At 30.9% G+C, this 17285-nt stretch carries 14 protein-coding genes; 11 read left to right on the top strand and 3 right to left on the bottom strand.

What is annotated here, in order from left to right:
• Positions 1-164: 164 nt before the first annotated feature.
• The 4 genes from BLW23_RS07600 (at position 165) to BLW23_RS07580 (ending at position 5613) form a co-directional block, all read left to right on the top strand.
• Positions 165-3689: a tetratricopeptide repeat protein gene (locus tag BLW23_RS07600; RefSeq protein WP_093668651.1), complete on the top strand. Its 3525-nt coding sequence runs from the start codon at positions 165-167 to the stop codon at positions 3687-3689.
• A 160-nt stretch (positions 3690-3849) separates the two neighbouring features.
• Positions 3850-4461, top strand: a complete 612-nt coding sequence (locus BLW23_RS07595) for a DUF4230 domain-containing protein (protein ID WP_093668650.1) — start codon at positions 3850-3852, stop codon at positions 4459-4461.
• Positions 4462-4696: 235 nt separating this feature from the next.
• The gene (locus BLW23_RS07585) at positions 4697-5062 is read left to right on the top strand and encodes an MmcQ/YjbR family DNA-binding protein (protein ID WP_093668648.1); all 366 of its coding nucleotides are present in this window, start codon (positions 4697-4699) and stop codon (positions 5060-5062) included.
• Positions 5063-5064: 2 nt separating this feature from the next.
• Positions 5065-5613, top strand: a complete 549-nt coding sequence (locus BLW23_RS07580; RefSeq protein WP_093668647.1) for a 5-formyltetrahydrofolate cyclo-ligase — start codon at positions 5065-5067, stop codon at positions 5611-5613.
• A gap of 47 nt (positions 5614-5660) precedes the next feature.
• Here the strand turns inward: BLW23_RS07580 and rho are convergent, their stop codons facing one another.
• The gene (rho, locus tag BLW23_RS07575; protein ID WP_093668646.1) at positions 5661-7442 is read right to left on the bottom strand and encodes a transcription termination factor Rho; all 1782 of its coding nucleotides are present in this window, start codon (positions 7440-7442) and stop codon (positions 5661-5663) included.
• 199 nt (positions 7443-7641) lie between these two features.
• Here rho and BLW23_RS07570 point away from each other — a divergent pair, with 199 nt between their 5' ends.
• From BLW23_RS07570 to BLW23_RS07555, 4 genes are all read left to right on the top strand, one after another.
• The gene (locus BLW23_RS07570; RefSeq protein ID WP_093668645.1) at positions 7642-8079 is read left to right on the top strand and encodes a DUF4293 family protein; all 438 of its coding nucleotides are present in this window, start codon (positions 7642-7644) and stop codon (positions 8077-8079) included.
• Positions 8080-8412: 333 nt separating this feature from the next.
• Positions 8413-9066, top strand: a complete 654-nt coding sequence (locus BLW23_RS07565; protein WP_093668644.1) for a response regulator — start codon at positions 8413-8415, stop codon at positions 9064-9066.
• 299 nt (positions 9067-9365) lie between these two features.
• Positions 9366-10064 (top strand): hypothetical protein, encoded by a 699-nt coding sequence (locus BLW23_RS07560; RefSeq protein WP_093668643.1) that lies wholly within the window; start codon positions 9366-9368, stop codon positions 10062-10064.
• A 37-nt stretch (positions 10065-10101) separates the two neighbouring features.
• Complete coding sequence (locus tag BLW23_RS07555; protein ID WP_093668642.1) at positions 10102-12039, top strand: ATP-binding protein; 1938 nt, start codon at positions 10102-10104, stop codon at positions 12037-12039.
• Here the strand turns inward: BLW23_RS07555 and BLW23_RS07550 are convergent.
• Positions 12026-12523: a metallophosphoesterase family protein gene (locus BLW23_RS07550; RefSeq protein WP_093668641.1), complete on the bottom strand. Its 498-nt coding sequence runs from the start codon at positions 12521-12523 to the stop codon at positions 12026-12028. The genes BLW23_RS07555 and BLW23_RS07550 overlap by 14 nt on opposite strands.
• Before the next feature lie 739 nt (positions 12524-13262).
• On the opposite strand from BLW23_RS07550, the gene truA reads away from it, so the two are divergent.
• The 3 genes from truA (at position 13263) to BLW23_RS07535 (ending at position 16444) form a co-directional block, all read left to right on the top strand.
• Positions 13263-13997 carry a tRNA pseudouridine(38-40) synthase TruA gene (truA, locus tag BLW23_RS07545; protein WP_093668640.1) on the top strand — a complete coding sequence of 245 codons (735 nt, stop codon included), beginning with the start codon at positions 13263-13265 and terminating at the stop codon, positions 13995-13997.
• Entirely contained in the window at positions 13998-15761 is a 1764-nt protein-coding gene (locus tag BLW23_RS07540; protein WP_093668639.1) for an ABC transporter ATP-binding protein, read from the top strand. It abuts the gene before it with no gap.
• Positions 15762-15976: 215 nt separating this feature from the next.
• Complete coding sequence (locus BLW23_RS07535; protein WP_093668638.1) at positions 15977-16444, top strand: hypothetical protein; 468 nt, start codon at positions 15977-15979, stop codon at positions 16442-16444.
• 49 nt (positions 16445-16493) lie between these two features.
• Here BLW23_RS07535 and cdaA read toward each other — a convergent pair whose 3' ends face one another.
• Complete coding sequence (cdaA, locus tag BLW23_RS07530) at positions 16494-17276, bottom strand: diadenylate cyclase CdaA (RefSeq protein WP_093668637.1); 783 nt, start codon at positions 17274-17276, stop codon at positions 16494-16496.
• Positions 17277-17285: the final 9 nt, after the last annotated feature.

Raw genomic sequence — 17285 nt, 5'->3', positions numbered from 1 at the left:
TGTAAAAGTCAACCTGAACTTGTTTCAGCCCCTTATTATAAATAACTGTTTACAGCACAATGAGGTTTCGAAATAAATTCGGAATTCAGATAATATTGTAATTGCAACTGATAACAGACAAGTAAATTAGTTTTATTCGTTAAAAAAACTTACCCATTTTCATCATGCTACAAACTAAATATTATTACATTCTCATCATCCTTTTTTGTTGTATTAGTGTAGGGTTTTCACAAAACAGACCTGTAATAGATAGCTTGTGGAGTATTTATAATACAACTCCTGAAATTAACAAAAAGATAGATGTATTAAATGAACTCACCCATGAATATTATAACCATAACATAGATAGTAGTAAAATAATTAACAAGCTCAGTATTTCATTAGCTCTTAAAAAAGGAGATAAAAAAAAACTACTTGAAGCACATGCTATTGAGATATACTTATTAAGTAGACAAGGGGTTTATAAAGAAGGCTTAAAGAAAGGCGCTATTTATCTTGAACAAAGTAGAAATCTTGGTCATAAGAAAATAGAAGCAGATTTGTTAAACTCTCTAGGAATTTTCAACAAGCAAAGGGGAAATTATAAAAAGGCAATCGAATTATGCGAGCAAGGTTTAACTATTAGTAAAAAAAAAGGATACAAACTTATAACAGGTAGAATATTACTGAGCTTAGGGTTAATTTATACAAATCAGGGAGATTATGAAAAAGCTCTCCAATTTTGCGAACAAAGTTTAATTATTAATAGAGAACTTGGACACAAAAATAACATTGCTATTATACTCACCAGTATAACTCAGATCTATAAAAACCAAGGAAATTATAAAGAGGCTATTAATCTTTATCAACAAATTTTAACTTTAAGAAAGGAACTAAGAGACAAAAGAGGAATTGCAATAACTTTAAACAATTTAGGCAATATATATCGAGAAAAAGGGAACTATAAAGAAGCCATCAATCTTTTCAAAAAAAGCTTAACAATTAACAATGAACTAGACAACAAAAAAGGTGTAGCGATAAACCTAAATAATTTAGGTAGCATCTATGGAATTCAGGGGAATCATAAAGAAGCTATCAATCTTTTCAAGGAAAGTTTAGCTATTTTTGAGAAATTGGGGCGAAAAGGAGGAATGGCTTACTGCCTGAATAGATTAGGAAGCACCTATTATAATCAAAAAAACTATGATGAAGCCGTTAAAGTTTATCAACAAAGCTTAGCTATAAGAAAAGAGCTAGGAGATAAAAATGGAATCTCTTCGACTCTATATAACCTTGCAAACCTTGACAAAGTAAAAGGAAACTGCGAAAAAGCAATAGAAAAGTATAAACAAGGCCTTTTTATTAGGAAGGAATTGAGTTCTACAGGAGATTTTTCCTCTTTCTATTTAGGTTTAAGTGAATGCTATTTAAGATTTGACAGTTTAAAAATTGCTGAATCTCACGCTCTAAAAACTTTAAATGCAAACAATTTAAATGATAGAATTAAAGGAACTGAACTTTTAACCGCCATACATGAAAAAAAAGAGAGCTATAAAAAAGCCTTAGAATATGATAAACTTAAATATTCCTTAAGTAAAACCCAAATAAAGCAAACCAACCAAGCGGTAATCGACTCCATGCTTATCAATATGCAAAGTGTTCGTGAACTAGACATTCAAAAATTAGAAAACGAACAAAAGTCTCAACAAATCATCTCTCGTAATTATTTTATAGGTATAGCTATCTTAATTACACTATTTCTATTCGTAAGCTTACTCTCTGCAAGAAAAAATAGTATTAAAAACAAAAAACTAGCCAGTCAACAACAAGAATTAGCTAAGAAAAACAAACAAATTGTAGATCAAGAGCAAGAATATAGAAAAACTCGAGACAACCTATTCGCCAACATTTCTCATGAATTCAGAACACCTCTAACAGTTTTAAAAACTTCAATCGAAAAAACAAATGACATTGCTAATTCAAAGCTTTTATTAAAAAACACCAATCATTTAATTGATCTAACGAATCAGATGTTGGATATTTCTAAACTGAGTGAAAAGAAAATAAATCTCAATATTAAACCTATAGATGTTGCTGGGTTAACGAAACAATTATTGGAGCAGGTTCAATCATTTGCGGAATCGAAAAACATACAACTCAAACTAAAAGCCCCGTCTTCGGTTGTAATGATTTCTTTGGATGAAAAAATACTCAGAAAAATAATTATCAACTTAGTGTTTAACGCTATTAAGTTTACTCAAAACGGTGGGCTAGTCAAAATTATTATTGAGTTTAAAGACACCTATTGGAGTTTAATTGTAAAAGACAATGGCATTGGAATAGACACTAAAGAAATTCCTTATATTTTTGAACGTTATTACAGAGCTCCTTTACATGAAGACAGAGCATCGACTGGCGGTTTAGGCTTAGCACTAACCAAGCAGTTAGTGGAATTAGTAAAGGGAAATATTCAGGTAAAAAGTGAATTAAAAAAAGGAAGTGAATTTTGCATTACTTTCCCTAATAATTCGAAAGTTGAAATTTCCAAAAACCTCAAGTATGCTAACTACAACATCACCCCAAATAATACTCTTGTAAATCCTATTCCCGAGAACAACATCACCCTTACAAAACCAGATGTAATTCATACAGAAAACACACCTACTGTTTTATTGATTGAAGACAACCCAGACCTGAACAATGTTATTAACTCGGAATTAACCAACCATTTCAAAACTATATCCGCATTTAATGGTAAGGAAGCTTTAAAAACTTTAAAAAAGAAAAGACCGGATATTATTGTTACAGATATTATGATGCCGGTTATGAATGGAATTGAATTCATTGAAACTATAAAAACCATACCTGAATTCAAAGGCATTCCCATTATTGTAATGAGTGCTCTTGAAGAAAATCATAGCCATATGAAGCTTTGGAAATTGGGGGTTGTTGATTTTATCACGAAACCTTTTGATTTACAAATCTTATTATTTAAAATCACCAACAACCTTAAAACATTTCAGGAATCTACCGATCAATACAAAAACCTAAAATCTTTAACTGCCAATTTAATTCATGATTTAAGAAGCCCTGTTGTTACCCTAAAAATGATTGCCAGTGACCTTATAGAAAATAAGGAAGAAGACCTTGATAAGTATTTAAATTACATTTCAGAAAACTCAAACAATCTATTAGACTTAATTAATGGATTAACGGAAATTAATAGAATTCATAAACGAAAATCTTACACGACTTTCAATATAAAAGATTCTTTTAATAATGTACTGTTTAACTTAAGTCATCTAGTCGAAAAAACAAATGCTTTTATAAATCATGAAATCCAGGATTTTGAAGTAACGATGGATAAAACCGATTTCTCTAGAATATTGCAAAATTTGATGGAAAATGCCTTAACCTATGCTAAAAAAGATATTCCTCCTAAAATAGATATTACTATTTTGTCAAAGAAAAAAAATGCTTTCTCAATTACTGTAAAGGACAACGGTAAAGGAATTCCAGAAAAAGATTTTGAAAACATATTCAAACAACTAAAAAGAGGAAAATCATCAACGGGAACTCAAGGTTCTGGATTAGGATTATATATTGTAAAAGAAATTATTAATAAGTATCATGGAAACATCGAAGTAAGTTCTACAATAAATGAAAGCACAACTTTTTCTCTAAACCTAAACCTAAAAAATATCGTTTAAGTCAACTAGTCCAACGTAAGCTTCGAGAAATCACCCGTTTATTATAAACTCTTCTTAAAGTTTTAACTTCTAAAGGCTAAAATTAGCCTAAACACTTTCTCTCTGAAAAAATACAGACTTAATTTTATAGTCTTTTTTTATTTTTAGTAACTTCGTCTTCATGGAATTACTCTTTTTAGGATTAGCCTCTGGAGCTATCATATCATATTTTATATTCAAAAAGTTCTCTTATCGAACTAAAAAGAATTTGACCGAAAAACAATCAGTTGTTTTATTAGATAAAATTAAAAAAGTATCAAAACTTATTACAGTTGAAGGTGAATTCGCTGAAATTTATCATCATGAAAACTCAAAAGAAAAGTTTATGGGACTTTTTACCAGTAAGAAAAAAGCGATCATCCTAATTAACGCCAAAGTTCATATTGGTTTTGATTTTAGAAAAATAAAAATGCAAGCTAATAATAAAACAAAAAGCATTGTTTTATCTGAATTCCCAGAAGCAGAAATTTTTTCTATTGAACCAAACATTCGTTTTTATGATATTCAAAATGGATTTTTAAACAAGTTCAGTTCTGAAGATCTGACCTCAGTAAACAAAGAGGCTAAAGAACATATTCTTCAGAAAGTACCAGAAAGTAATTTAATGCAAACAGCCAATCAAGAAGCTTTAGATGCTATCATTTTAATGACAAACCTAGTAGAAACTATTGGCTGGAAACTTGATTATTCTTCTTTAGAACTGCCTTCTGGAAATAACCACCTTCTAGAATAATAGAAATGGTTAACAAGCCAAAAATAAAATTAGTAATCACCTCTATCTTTTCTGGACTTCTATTCGTTTGGATAAAAAACTCTCAATCAATAAAAACTTGGCAATTACAGTTTGATAATAGTGATATTTCAGGTGGACTAGGCTTTTTTATAACCGTAAATATTATAAAATATTTTTTATTTTTAGTCTCCTTAATGTCTTTAGGTTTATTTGTAATTAAACTAATAAAAAAATCATGAATATTGAACAACTACATCAGTACTGTATTTCTAAAAAAGGAGTATCAGAAGAGTTTCCTTTTGATAAAGTAACACTCGTTTTTAAAGTAATGGGAAAAATGTTTGCACTTATTGGATTGGAAAAATGGGAAAATGGAGACACTCAAATCAACTTAAAATGTGATCCTGAATGGGCCGAGGAACTAAGAGGAGAATACAACAGTATCAATCCTGGTTACCATATGAATAAAAAGCATTGGAATACCATTACTATAAATGACGATGTTTCAGATAAATTTGCTTTTGAACTAATTGACCACTCCTATGACCTTGTTGTAAAAGGGCTTACTAAAAAACTAAAAGAAGAATTAAAGCTATTATAATCGTGAATAAAAAAGACGCTAGGAAACTATATAAGCAAAAACGAACGGAATTATCAAAAACAGAAATTGACCTCTTTCAAAAATCAATTTATGATCAAATTTATGATTTAGACTTTTCCAAAATTCAGAACATTCATATTTTCCTTTCAATAACAAGGCATAAAGAAATTAATACCTATCCGATTGTTGATTTTTTGCATAAGCATAACAAAACAGTTATTGTTAGTAAAAGTAATTTTGAAAACAATACATTACAACATTATATATTAACGGAGAATACTAAATTAATTGAAAACAATTATGGAATTCCAGAGCCTATTAATGCCCAACAAGTAGAAGTTAAAAATATAGATTTAGTATTTGTACCTCTATTAGTGGCCGATAAAAAGAATTATCGCGTTGGATACGGTAAAGGTTTTTACGACCGATTTTTAGCTTCCTGCAGAAAAGATATTACTACCATAGGACTTAATTTCTACCCTCCCATTGAATCTATAACGGATATCAACAAACTTGATGTTCCTTTAAATAAAATTATATATCCAGCATAAAAAAAGCCTGCTTATTAAGCAGGCTTCATTTTTAAATATTATTTGACTTATCCATTCATTGAAATTAAGAACTCATCATTATTCAAAGAAGTTTTAATTCTTTGTTGAATAAATTCCATAGCCTCTATTGGATTCATATCTGCTAAGTATTTACGCAGCACCCACATACGTTGTACTGTTTTTTCGTCTAGTAATAAATCATCACGACGCGTACTAGATTTAATTAAATCAATAGCAGGATAAATTCTTCTATTTGCAATATTACGCTCTAATTGAAGCTCCATATTACCAGTACCTTTAAATTCTTCAAAAATAACTTCATCCATTTTTGAACCAGTTTCAGTTAAGGCAGTCGCAATAATAGTTAAGGAACCTCCATTTTCTATATTACGTGCAGCTCCAAAGAATCGTTTTGGTTTATGCAATGCGTTCGCATCAATACCTCCTGATAATATTTTACCAGATGCCGGAGCTACGGTATTATACGCTCTTGCTAAACGAGTAATAGAATCTAACAAGATTACTACATCATGACCACATTCAACTAAACGCTTTGCTTTTTCTAAAACAATATTTGCTACTCTTACATGCTTATCAGCTGGTTCATCAAAAGTAGAAGCAACAACCTCTCCTCTTACACTTCTTTGCATATCAGTAACCTCTTCAGGACGCTCATCAATTAACAAAACTAATTGGTAAACTTCCGGATGATTGGCTGCAATTGCATTTGCAACATCCTTTAACAACATGGTTTTACCAGTTTTTGGTTGTGCTACAATCATACCACGCTGTCCTTTTCCTATAGGAGAGAATAAATCGATAATTCGCGTTGATAGAGAACTTCCTCTTTCAGCTAAATTGAACTTCTCGTTTGCAAAAAGAGGTGTTAAATGTTCAAATGAAACTCTATCTCTAACAATGTTAGGATTTAGTCCATTAATCTTTGACACTCTAATTAAAGGGAAATATTTCTCTCCCTCTTTTGGTGGACGAACATTTCCTCTTACAGTATCTCCAGTTTTTAATCCAAATAATTTTATTTGCGATTGAGATACATAAATATCATCTGGAGATGATAAATAATTATAGTCTGACGACCTTAAAAAACCATATCCATCAGGCATCATTTCTAACACACCTTCGCTCTCTATAATTCCATCAAATTCAAAATCAGGATCACGGTACTTATTACCGCTTTTATGCTGATGTTGATTTTTATTCTTGTTTTGATGATGCTTATTCTTGCTGTGGTTTTGATTATTGTTCTGGTTATGTCCGTTCTGGTGGTTTTTAGCAGGTCTTCTATTATTGTTATTATTACTGCTGTTGCTGTTCGAATTAGTATTGCTCTGGTTGCTTTGAGTTCTCTTATCTTCTGTAACTTCTTTCTTTACAGCTTCCTTCTTTACAACCTCTTTCTTTACAACTTCTTTCTTTACCGCTTCTTCTGCTCCATTGTTCGGAGTTTTAACTACTGGAGCCTCTTTCTTTCGAGTATCCTCCTGCTTTACAGTTCTAGTAGCAACTTTTTTATCCTCCGTGGCTTCTTTTTTATCTTTTACAATTTCTTTTTCAGATTGAGTTGCAGCCTCTCCTGCTTTCTTTGATATCCTTCTTCTCTTAGGCTTCTCTTTTGTAGCAACCTCTGTTGATGCTTTTTTGGGAGCTGGTTTTTTTTCTTCTTTATTTTCAGCTTCAGCCTGAGCATCTAAAATTTTATAAACTAAATCTAATTTTTTCAACTGACTAATTCTAGTTAAACCAATAGTTTTAGCTATAGACTGTAAATCAGTTAATTTCTTAGCTTTTAATTCCGAAATCTCGAACATTCGTTAAAATATTAGGTTAAAAATTCCCACTTCCAAAGAATTTATATTTATTAATTTGTTTTGCTTGATTGCTTTGTTATATGAAGTGTATAACAGTTAAAAGTGCGGTTACTTACAAGGCAAATATATACAAATAATTTAACTTGTAATATTTCTTTTTAAAAAAAGAAGTATTATTTTTGCCTTCCAAGAAAAAAACATGATACAGCGAATACAGAGCATATATCTATTAATAGCTTCCTTACTATCAGGGGCATTGCCTCTTATTATAAGTCTATGGACTCAAACCAAGGAAAATACACCTATATATGTATTCGATATGTTTTCGAGTAATAGTATTCTTGAAAACTTAATTCCTGTGTGTTTTTTAATTTCGGCTTTGGTGTCATTGATCACCATATTTCTATATAATAATAGGAAGCTACAATTTGTTGTAGGTCGGATTGCAATTTTGATTAATCTTTTTTTATTAGGATTATTGATTTATTTGTCGCTAACATTATCTGGAGAAACAGCTGTTTCTGAGAAAGGTATTGGGATGATTATTCCAATTTTGGTTATTTTGCTTATTGTTTTAGCAAACAAGGCCATTAAAAAGGATGAGGATCTTGTAAAATCAGTAGACAGATTGCGATAAACCTAACATCTTAGTATATTTAGTGCGAGAAAACCGAGAATTAATTCTCGGTTTTTGTTTTATATAAGAGTTTGCAATATTCGCAAATAGTTAAATAATAGCCTTCTAAGAAGGTTAATTAACTATTTTCTCTTAAATTTACATTATTAATTTCCCCAGCTATAACCAAAATATTAACGACTTAAACTACTAAAAAGCAAAGCATTACCCCCAAATGTTAAAGAAAAATTAAGGGTTAACCCTGATAGATTTAGTACAAACCCTTAAAATGGGTTTAGGGATTTTGAGTATTGTGGATTAACTAGTTGTCACCTAAATTTGTATATGTAAACAATGAGTACAAAGATTAAAGTTCATATAGCCGATGATCACAAAATCCTTATAGAAGGAGTGATGGCTCTAATAAATATTGAAGATGACATTGAAGTTGAAGGCTTCTCTCTAACGGGTAAAGAGGTAATCAACTGGTCAGCAACAAACACCGCAGATGTGTTAGTACTAGATATTAACATGCCTGAAATGGATGGAATAGATGTTTTAAAAGTCTTTAAGCAGAGAGACGTAAGAATTAAAACAATTATACTATCGAGTTTAAGCGATCCAAAATTAGTACAAGAAATGATCGCGTTGGGTGCAAATGGCTTTTTAGAAAAAAGCTGTGCCAGTGAATACATCGTTGACGCCATTAGAGCAGTAGATAAAGGATTACAATACTTTAATGAAGACATTAAAAGTAAATTGTTTAACCTTTATGTTGCGAGTTCCAAAAAAGATAATGATAAAGAAGAATCGCATAAAGATTTAACCGATAGAGAAATCGAAGTGCTAAAATTAATAGCACAAGAGAGAAGTTCATCTGAAATAGCGGATACGTTAAGCATTAGTGTAAAAACTGTAGAATCGTATCGCAGAAACCTTTACAAAAAACTGAAAGTAAAAAATGTAGTAGGTTTAGCGATGTACGCAGTTAGGAATAAGATAGTATAATCCTTTCATTCTGTTTTTCTTTGCCCCCAAAGAAAATACTCCCCCCCATCCTATAATTCCTAATGAAATACATCGCTAAGAACTACAACAATTAAAATATTAAAATCATTACCTGGCGATGTGCGCGTTATTAAAAAAATAACATAGTTTAGAAAACCCCTTCATTTTGTTTTCTTTATCCCCTAACTTTGAGAAACGTCCCCCGTATCTCCATCTGTCTATACTAAGTGCATCGCCTTTTTTTTACTCTTAAATATTAAACCTTTAAATATTCCTTAAATTACTTAAACGCAGAAATCATGAAAAAAATCAATTTATTTTTCGCAACAATCAGTATCGTATTATTAGCATCTTGTTCATCTAACGAAGGGGACATCAACACGTTGCAAAATATTGACAATGCAGAAGCGTCTCAATTAAAGTCCTATACTTTAAAAAGAAATGCCGATGGTTCGTATTATATGGACTTCGATGTTGCCAAAAATACGCAAATCGACACGTACAAAAACGCAGACAATTCAAATGAGGTTGTTTTATCTGAAGGAAACCAAGTTACTGTTAGCAGACAGGGAACTCAATTTACTTTAGACAACAACTTGTTAAAAGTAAACATACTTGAAGCCAAAAACGGGAAAAAATCGTATATTTCGATTGAAGATGATGGTATCAACAAATCAGGACGTGGTGTAACTGAATTTCTATATGATTACAGCATTACAAAAAATATTGATGGTACTTTTACTTTAGACTTTGAGGTGAACAATAATGTAACAACGGATTTTGTATATGACGATGAAAGTGAGACCTATGAGATTCATTTGGAATCGGGTAAAACTAAAAACAAGAGGTTTTCAAGAACTCTAAATGTTTCAACTAATAAAATTTTAAAAATAGATTTTGTTAATCATAAATATTCAGGGAGATCGAACAAGGTGTCAATGTCAAAAAAGCCAATATTAGTAGTTGGTTCTCTTGGAGACTCACCTTCAATTTATTAAGCAATTATTTTCAATAAAATAGTTCTTTATTTATTATATGAGGAGATCCGTTTTTTATATTTTTACATTTATAATTTTAAATAATCAATTTTTATTTTGTTATAGCTTTAACAAGGAAAGAATAAATCACTGTAATATTTCTTTTACCCAGAACGTTGAAGATCAAACAAAAAATGATTCTATTTCTACAAAACAAAAACTAAGTAAAGCGCGAAGCTTATTCAGAAAATCTAATTTTGAAGAGGCTCTAGATATTGCATTAGATGTATACACTCAATCAAAAAACAATAAGTATGAGGAGATTCAATTCTCCTCATGCCTTTTAATTGGCAGAATCTTTTTTGAAAGTAGACAATACGAAAGAGCGGTGCAATATTATCGTCGATTATTGAATACCTCCTCAAGGGACATACATGATAATTTGTTACAAAATGACAACTCCTCTAGTATTTTTTTGACTAAGAATAAGCCAAGGTTATATTTTAGACTTGGTAATGCTTATGTTCAACTCTATAATAATTCTGACTTAAAAACCCATGAACTAAAAGAGCTAAAAGAGAAAATTGAAAGTTTGGGAGGAGCTGAGAAAGAAATTCAGAAAAAGACCATTGAAACCATTAAAAGCTATAGGGACAGTGCTATCTATTTCTTTAATCAACTAGAAAGAACGCCCTCATTGAATAATGACGTAATAGACATTAAAGGGAAATCATATATTACATTATCTGCATTATACCTCTCTGACTCTTTATACTCCGAAGCCAAAAATTTTGCCAACAATGCTATTAATATTTATAAGCAAAGTAATGACAAACTTAATCTAGCCAAAGCCCACACAAACTTTGCCAGTATTTTTCTATACAAAGGCGATTTTGAAAATGCTAAAAAACGTTATTACTTTGCGCTTGATGCGATTAAAAATTTAAAAACCCAACATGCGGTTGAATTAAAATATGCTCTGTATTACAATATTGCTTGGGCCATGAGAAACCTGAAAGATTACAAAGCTTATGATAATCTTGAGATTTCTAATGAACTTTTAAAGAATCTCGAAGCAAATGAAACGAAAAAAAGAATTAAACAAACTGAATTAAAACACTTTGAATCATTAAAAAAACTAGAAAGTGATAAAGAAGTAGAAATTGCTAAAATTAAGAAAGATTCTACGGATAAACTTTTAGGTGGTCTAACTATATTAATTGTAATTGTTTCTGCCGTTATTATATATAATATTAAACTTCGCCAAAGAAACCTTAAACTGAAATTAGAACAAAGTAAGCTTGTTGAAAAACAAAAAATTGACCATTTAAAATCGGAAGCGCAAGTTAAAATTTTAAATGCTACTATTGACGGTAAGGAAACCGAGCGGAAGCAAATTGCAGAAACCTTACATGATAGCGTAAGTGCCTTGCTATCCTCTGCCAATATGCATCTTCGTGCCACTAAAAAGCAGTTTAATGGAACTACACCTGTTGAACTAGAAAAAACTCAAGATATAATTTTGGAAGCTTCTGAAAAAGTGAGAGATCTTTCGCATAATTTAGTTTCTTCCATCCTTTTAAAGTTTGGTTTGGAGTATGCAATAAAAGATATCGCAAAAAAGTACTCTAATCGCGAGTTAGAATTTCATACAGAAATTAGCAATGTACATCGTTATAGTCAGGAGTTTGAAATTAAATTGTATAACGTAATCCACGAGCTTGTTAATAATATTATTAAGCACAGTAAAGCTGCTAACGCCTATCTTATAATTGAGGAGAAAAACAATTTTCTTTCTGTTCGTATAGAAGATGACGGTATCGGATTTAATTACAAAGTCAGTAATAGTGGTTCTGATGGTTTAGGCTTAAACCAAATAGAAGCTAGAATTCAAATGATGAATGGTAACTTTTTAGTTGAATCAGGAGTTAATCAAGGTTCTAAAATTACTTTTTCAGTACCAGTTCTAATCAAATCACAAACTAGCTTCGTTTAGCAAGTTCAATGATTTCTAAATTTTTTATACCACCGTTACTTAATTCAAATCGTAACATGGTTCTTACTTTATGGAATCCATGTTTTCCAGCCGCCCCTGGGTTTAAATGTAATGCGTTGTATTTCTCATCATACTGAACTTTTAATATATGAGAATGTCCGCAAATAAAAATCGTAGGCTTTTCTGAAGCAAATATATCGCGTACTCTTGGTTTGTATTTCCCTGGATACCCGCCAATATGAGTCATAAAAACACGTGCCCCTTCTAGCTCAAAAAGCTCGTTTTCTTTAAACTCAACTCTAGCATCTTTATCGTCTATATTTCCGTAAACAGCACGTAAAGGCCTGTGCTTTTTTATCGTATCAGTCACCTGTAAATCACCAATATCACCTGCATGCCAAACCTCATCAGCCATATCTACATATTTTAAGATCTGATCATCTATAAAACTATGCGTATCAGATAACAATAAAATTTTCTTCATGTATTCGAACTTATCATCTTTAATTAGGCTCAAATATAACAAAGCCATCGGTTAACCAATATTATGCTGTAGAAGAATTATACATTTATATTTTCCTTTTCAGAAAAATGGATTAAACATGCCCTTAATATCGGATCGAGCACAGTCTGTACCTACTCTTATTAGTCCACAGCAAAAAACGACCTCTATACTCCGATCGAGGTGACATTCCTACTATTTAAAATAATTTATGCAGGTTATAATTTGAAGTTACTGCACAAGAAAAAGAAAGTGGGGCTACTAGAGTAATTTAACGTGAGTTCGATGTAAGGATTATTAAACTTAAAAAGTGTCAATTCGAGTGAAAATCGTAGGATTTTTGTATCGAGAATAGCTTTTTAATGTCCAAAATCAATTGTTTTCGATACATTTTTCTTGGAAAAACACTCAAACTGACATTGATTTTCTTATATCGAACTCACGTTAATTTCAATTCGCAAACGATATTAACATCTATAAACACCATCGAAAAAAAATAAACTCGCAATGTAAATTGCGAGTTTATTCTATTAAGTGACAGAAATACGGGGGACGTTTCTCTACTTATTCAAATATAACTAAAAATCAGTTAGTTAACAACAAAAATACCTTTTAATTCATGTTAAAAAACTGTAAATTATAAAGAAGAAGCACACCCGAAAAAATCATTGATATTATTCGACTTAAATTCCATAATTTAGCTGTTTAAATTTTTTAGTTTTTGAGATATTTTATTGAGTTATCATATAACGGAAAAAACTACCATGGTTGGCAAGTACAGCCTCATTCAATTTCTGTTCAAGAAAAAATAAACAAAGTAATTTGTATAGCATTGCAAGAAGATATTAGCATTGTAGGAGCTGGAAGAACTGACGCCGGTGTACATGCTTCACAAATGTATGCTCATTTTGATACGCCAAAAGATTTGGATGCTAATTTTACTTATAAACTCAATACTATGTTACCAAATGATATTGTTATTTACAATACGATTAAAGTAGATGAGGAGGCTCATGCAAGATTTGATGCAACGAGTAGAAGCTATGAGTATAAAATATGGCTAGGGAGGAATCCTTTTTTATTAGACACTACATGGCAATTACATTATAAAAACATTCATATCGATGCTATGAACAAGGCTGCCAAAATCTTGTATGAATATGAAGATTTTGAATGTTTTTCAAAAGTAAAAACTGATGTAAACACCTTTATTTGTAAAGTAACAAATGCTGAGTGGAAACTTCAAGAAAACGAACTTACATTTTTTATATCTGCCGATCGATTTTTAAGAAATATGGTAAGGGCTATTGTGGGTACTTTATTAGATGTAGGATTAGGAAAAATAACTGTTGAGGACTTTAGGAAAATCATAGAAAGTAAAAACAGAGGAAATGCAGGGATGTCAGTTCCCGCAAAAGGTTTATTTTTAACAAACGTTTCATATAATTATATATAAGTGAGTACAAATTCAGGAAAAGCATTTGATCTTAAAATTTTTGTAAGACTCATGAGTTTTGCAAAAAGGTATCAATTAAAGTTTACAATTGCTGCTTTATCAACCATATTATTAGCGGTTGCAGCGGCAGCTGATCCGTATGTATTAATACATGCAATTAATGACTTTAGTGAAACAAAAGATCTTGCTGGACTTATTAATAACACCATGATATTAGTTGCTTTACTAATCTTTCAAGTAATATTACAATTTTCATTTATTTACTATGCCAACTGGGTTGGACAGCATATAATTAGAGATATCAGAGCAAAAACATTTAGAAAAATTATTGCTTTCAAAATGGGATATTTCGATAAAAACTCCGTTGGAAAATTAGTTACAAGAGTAGTTTCTGACATTGAAACAATCGCCAACTTTTTCACACAAGGCGTTTTTATGATTGTAAGTGATATTTTAAAAATGTTTGTTGTGACTGCCTTAATGTTTGTCATTAACTGGAAGCTAGCCTTAATTGCCTTGGCTGTTTTACCCATTTTAATTTATGCCACAAAACTCTTTCAAATAGCTATTAAAGCCACATTTCAAGATGTACGAAATCAGGTCGCGAACCTAAATGGATTTGTACAAGAGCGCGTTACAGGAATGAAAATAGTTCAGTTATTTAATCGTGAAAATATTGAATACAAAAATTTCGTTGAGATTAATAACAAGCACAAAAAAGCACACGTAAAAACCGTATGGTATTATTCTATATTCTTTCCTATTGCTGAAATTTTATCCTCTATTGCTATTGGATTAATTGTTTGGTATGGAGGGTTTCAGGTTGTTGAAGATAGTAACGTATCTGTTGGTGCTATTATCGGATTTATCAAAATGGCTCAGATGCTTTTTAGACCACTTCGTCAAATTGCAGATAAATTTAATCAACTTCAAATGGGAATTGTTTCTGGTGAACGTGTTTTTAATGTTATTGATACCGATAGTTCTATTGACAAAAGCGGTACAACTTCGGCGGATAATTTAGAAGGAAATATATCTTTTAAAGATGTTAGATTTAGCTATATAGAAAATGAAGAAGTATTAAAAGGAGTCAGTTTTAATGTTCAAAAGGGACAAACAATTGCCATTGTTGGAGCAACAGGGGCAGGAAAATCTACTATTATTAATTTGATTAGTATGTTTTACGAAATTGACAGTGGTCAAATTTGTGTTGATTCAATTCCTGTAAATGAATATGATGTAACTTCTTTAAGAAGTAAAGTAGCCATTGTTCTTCAAGATGTTTTCTTATTTTCAGATACTATTCTTAATAATATTACCTTAAATAATGATTCTATTTCTTTGGAGGAAGTTAAACAAGCTGCGAAGCAGATTGGAATTCATGAATTTATTATGACTCTTCCGAATGATTATAACTACAATGTAAAAGAAAGAGGGGGCATGTTGTCTTCAGGTCAACGCCAACTAATAGCCTTTTTAAGAGCCTATGTTAGCAAGCCTAGTATTTTAATTTTAGATGAAGCGACCTCTTCGGTTGACTCTCACTCTGAGCAAATGATTCAGTTTGCAACTGATCAAATTACCAAAGACAGAACTTCTATTGTTATTGCTCATAGATTAGCAACGATTAAAAAAGCTGACACCATCATTGTTATGGATAAAGGACAAATTGTAGAACAAGGAAATCATAATGAGCTTCTTAAAATTTCCGATGGTTATTATAAGAATTTATATGAGGCTCAATTTCAAGAAATAGCTGAGTAACAAATAGCTTGCTAAACGAACCTCTTCAGTGCAAATTTTGTTTTAACTGGATTCTATTTTCGAGAAATAATCAATCAATGATTATAAATCACTCAAAATTTTATGATAAAATTAATAATTCACTTTTTACGTTAATAAAACATTAGCATTATTTGTTTCATTGAATCAAATTGCTACATTTGTTATTCAATCTTAAAACTAAAAATCATAATATCATGAAAAGAGTAATCTTATCTGCTTTAGTTGTTGGTTCATTAATGGCAACTTCATGTAAAAAAGCAAAAGAAGAAACAAAGAGTGCAGCAGAAACTGCAGTTGAAGCAACAGAAAAAGCTGCTGACAAAGTATCTGAAGCTGTTGAAGATACAGCTACAAAGGTTGTAGAAAAAACTGAAGAAGCTGTTGACAAAGTTGCTGGAGCGGTAGAATCTGCATTAGACGGGGTTACTATTCCTAGCTTTGATAATAAAGAGGTAGAAGACCACTTAAAAAATTATGCTACTTACGCAAAAGACTATGTTGCTGCTAAAGGTGATGTTTTGAAAAACGCTAGCCTTGCTAAAAAAGGTGTTGAGTTAGCAACTAAAGGTGCTGAATTAGTTAAAAATTTAGATGATGAGGGTAAAAAGAAGTTTAATAGTGTAATGAGCGCTATTCAAGCTAAAATGGCTCCTGCTAAGTAATAGCTAAAAAATAAAAATAAAGAAGGTTCTTTTAAAAAAGAGCCTTTTTTTATGCCATAACATCTTCTTGTATTTTTTTTGACAATTCTTCAAAAGTATCAAAGAGTTCGAATCCACCGTCTTTGATATAAGATATAGCTCCGGTTTCTTCAGAGACTACCAAACATAAAGCATCCGTTCTTTCTGATATTCCTATTGCCGCTCTATGACGCAATCCAAAGCGTAATGGTATTTGCGAGTTTTCTGTAATTGGCAGAATTACTCTAGTAGCAACAATATAATTATCTCTAATTATTATTGCTCCATCATGTAAAGGACTATTTTTATAAAAGATACTTTCCAAAATAGCAATATTTACTTGGGCATTCATTTTATCTCCAGTTGTTGCAATAAAATCAAGATTATTTGTCCGCTCTATAACAATTAGCGCTCCCGTTTTCGTTTTTGATAAATTAACAGACGCTTCTAAAATGGTTCCTGTATCTATTTCTGTATTAATCTCTGACTGCAAAAATTTTAGTTGATTCAGAAAACTCTTTCTTGTTGAAAAATTTGTAGTTCCTATCATTAATAAGAATTTCCTTATTTCTTGCTGAAAGACAATCAACAAAGCAATAACTCCTCCTGATAATAAATACCCTAATATTCCACTTAGCATTTCCATATGTAATGCTTGAGTAATTTTCCAAATAATAAAAATTAAAGCAATTCCGATTACAATGTTTATAGCAACCGTACCTTTTAACAATTTATAGGTATAATACAAAAGCGCAGCTACTAGAATAATATCTAATATATCTAAAAAGGAAAAATCGATAAAACCCAAACTCAATTAGTTTTT

This window comes from Tenacibaculum sp. MAR_2009_124 (assembly GCF_900105455.1).
In the GTDB taxonomy this organism is placed as follows: domain Bacteria; phylum Bacteroidota; class Bacteroidia; order Flavobacteriales; family Flavobacteriaceae; genus Polaribacter.
This window is presented reverse-complemented; position numbering and strand designations above follow the sequence as displayed.